The organism is Roseicella aerolata, from assembly GCF_020523605.1.
GTDB lineage: Bacteria > Pseudomonadota > Alphaproteobacteria > Acetobacterales > Acetobacteraceae > Paracraurococcus > Paracraurococcus aerolatus.
Map to the genome: position 1 here is coordinate 1 of NZ_JAJAQI010000132.1, position 2,022 is coordinate 2,022.

A 2,022-nucleotide genomic window follows, 5' to 3' on the forward strand; every position below is an offset into this window, starting at 1 on the left:
CACCCGCAGCGGATGGTCGGCCCGGACCCGTTGTTCCAAATCCACGTAGCTGAACAGCGACCCAACCACCGCATCACTGCCACGCATCCTCACCCCGCTCGCTGCCGGGGGTAGGGAATCACGCAGGCGGCATCACCACAATGAATTTCAGCAGCCTGCTAGTGCCGAGCCGGCGATCCGGACCTGCGGTTGGCCGGGGCGCAGAGCCCTCGATCACCCGCAGGCCTTGGACCACCGTGCGCGGGACGGGCGATTTGGAGGGCAGCAGCCGAAGACCGTGCCGCATGACCTCCACCTTGGCATCCGGGTAGACCGCCAGGACGTCCGGCAGCACCGACTTGACGCGCTGAGCCAAGTGCGAGGTCCGGCCTGTCTCTGACCCCACCTGGGCGGCGAGCGCCTGCCAGCGCAGCAGCAAGGGCTGCTCCAGGCGCTGCAGGCGGTAGGCGAAGAGAGTGTAGAGGTCGAGGCCGAGCGAGTTGTCCTTGAGGTGAGCGATGGCATCGCGGACCAGCGGGACGGCGTGCTCGCGCAGATGCTCGTGGAACTCGCGGGTCAGCTCGACGGTGGCCTGCCAGCGGGCGCCGCGGCCCTCCTCCTGCGCATGCCAGAGGGAGAGACCGGAAACCAGACGCTGGTCGCGGATGATGGTCTCATCGCCACCATCGGCCGAGCGGGCGGTCCACTGCAGGGTGAACTCGCAACGCGCAATGCGCAGCGACTGCTCCCGGATCGCCTGAATGGTGCCGCGCGGCCCGCCTGTGACCGGCAGGCCGAGGGAGCGGATCCAGGCCGACATGCTGGGGCCGAGGCTGACAGTGCGGTCGCGCACGCCTTCGGTCTGCAGGAAGATCATGATCAGCCGGGCGCGGGTGCCGTAGGGCACCCCGACACGAGTGGCGCGCCCATCCGGGCCGCGTATCACGCCTGGGCTGACCATGAGGTGGAAGCGGCCGGAGCTGCGCTCCCAGATCAGGTCGTTGCTGGCCGGCTTGGCGTGCGGCAGGCAGGTTTGGCAGAGGCCGGAATGCGAGAAGGCGATGTCATCCTCGGCCGGCTCGCCGAGGACGGTGCTGGCGGCCTCGATGCGGCTGAGCTCGCGGCGGCGCTCGCTGGGGTCCTGGATGGAAGCGGCCGCACGGCGGAGTTCCTCGGAGCCGAAGAGCAGAAGCTGGCGGTGGATCTCGGCCATGGGCGGGGAAGCGCTGTCCATTCTCGATTGATGGGGGAAAGACGGGCTGAATGTAGCGAAGCGATGGCGAAGCGGTGCGCTGAATCAGCGGCCTAGCGTGCAGATCCAGCCCCAAGGAGCAAGTTATCCACGCTGAATCGGCGGCCTTGTGGCAGCAGATCCGGAGGGAAAGTTATCCACGCTGAATCGGCGGCCTTGTGGCAGCAGATCCGGAGGGAAAGTTATCCACGCTGAATCGGCGGCCTGGATACGCTGAATCGGCGGCCTTCAGACCCCCCGAAATACGCTGAATCGGCGGCCTTCACCCAGGTTATCCACGCTGAATCGGCGGCCTCCAATTACCTATAGAATTTACCTATATAATTTTACCTATAGGGCGCGCCGGAGACGGAGGCGCAACGAGGCGCCGCTGTGGATATTGCAATTAAGGATTGAAGCTGCTGCGGCCCGGCAAGGCCGCCCATTCAGCGACAGCAATGGCGGCAAGGAGGGGAGGGGCTACAGGAACAGGCCCAGAAAGCCACGAGGATGGCCGCTTGGCGGGGTTTCCATCCAAGCCGGTAGGGGGAGAAGGGGAGCAGCCACTACCCGGCCTGAGCGGGCTTCTGTTGCGACTAGGCGGACTCCGCAACCAGGACGGATTCCCGGGCGGGGGTCAGGCTGGGACGACAGCCCAACGGGCGAGGTCCGGCAGCAATGAGACGGGCATGGAGGCCCGCCGGCAGCATCCGTGCGGAGATTTACGGTAAGGACCTGAGCCGGGTCAGGCCGGTGCCGCCTCGGCCATCTCGTTCTGTGGCCAGCCCAGGAAGTAGGTGCCGTTGGGGATG

The 2,022-nt window shown here is 66.5% G+C and carries 1 protein-coding gene; it reads right to left on the bottom strand.

Annotation, left to right across the window (positions count from 1 at the left end; all coding sequences use genetic code 11):
- Positions 1 to 118: 118 nt before the first annotated feature.
- On the bottom strand, positions 119 to 1,213 hold the full coding sequence (locus LHA35_RS28130) for a replication protein RepA (protein WP_226614929.1): 1,095 nt from the start codon (positions 1,211 to 1,213) through the stop codon (positions 119 to 121).
- Between the last annotated feature and the right edge of the window lie 809 nt (positions 1,214 to 2,022).

Bases quoted from the DNA above. Each gene is read 5' to 3' on its own strand.
- LHA35_RS28130 (WP_226614929.1), bottom strand. From the start codon at position 1,213: ATGGACAGCGCTTCCCCGCCCATGGCCGAGATCCACCGCCAGCTTCTG.